The sequence below is a fragment of the Clostridium sp. E02 genome, from assembly GCF_003833015.1.
In the GTDB taxonomy this organism is placed as follows: domain Bacteria; phylum Bacillota; class Clostridia; order Lachnospirales; family Lachnospiraceae; genus Lacrimispora.
Genome location: NZ_RJLQ01000054.1, coordinates 1 through 970 on the forward strand (window position 1 = coordinate 1; position 970 = coordinate 970).

General features: G+C 39.0%; 1 protein-coding gene. It reads right to left on the reverse strand.

Annotation, left to right across the window (positions count from 1 at the left end; translation table 11 throughout):
• Positions 1–60: 60 nt before the first annotated feature.
• A partial coding sequence (locus EFT72_RS18865; RefSeq protein WP_164473225.1) for a transposase occupies positions 61–970 on the reverse strand: 910 nt, incomplete at its 5' end.

Here is a 970-nt window from a genome sequence, read left to right on the forward strand (position 1 = left end):
TGTACACAAAGTAACCCTTGGGAATCCAAAGCAGAGAAATCACCCATCTTGATTCTAGTTTCATGCAGCTATCAATTGGCGTTTGCTTTTATTGTGATACTTGTATAGGTTATAACCACAAGAAATCAACGTAAGTCCAAGATTTACGCCTTTTTCACCTCGTCGAAGGAGCCGCTTGTATGATTTGTCCCACTTGATGACTCCAAAAGTTCCCTCTGCCTGAATACTTCGGTTCATACGCAAAAGAGCTCCATGAATGGACTCAAGGTTATCCATTACTTCTTGGTGTAATGCCGTCAGTTCCTGATTCATGCGTATGGTTCTGTTTCCAGAAATCCTTTTACAGCACTCAGATTTATATGGGCACCCTTCACAGTTTTCACACTCGTAAATTTCTTCTGTTCTTCCATACTTGTTTTTATATATAGGTTTATTGTATTTGTATATGAATTTTTTCCCATTTGGACATATAAGGTTACCTGACAGATCTCTTTGAAAGTTAACGGCCCGATACGGATTATTATGATATTTCTTATCCGTAGTTTCTTTTTTAAACATGGTAAACTTCATGAATTTTTCCATACCATGCTCTTCACAATACAGGTAATTGTTATACGAACCGTATCCGGCATCCGCAACCGGGTATTTTGGATAATGACCATAGATACGGTTGAATTTTTCCATAAGAGGTACAAAGCATTCCAGGTCAGAGGCATAGGGTTTCACATCAACTACTGCTATGTATTCATCACATATCCCAACCTGTAGATTGTATGCCGGCAAAAGCTGATCATTTCCCATATAATCCCGTTTGATTCTCATAAAAGTAGCATCTTGATCCGTTTTCGAATAGCTGTTTCGTTTTTCTCCGCATACTTCTATGTGTTTTGCGTATGATTTCAGACGTTCCAGGTAACCTTGCATTTCCTGATATTGACGCTGTTCCATACTTTTGCGGTGTCCGATTCCC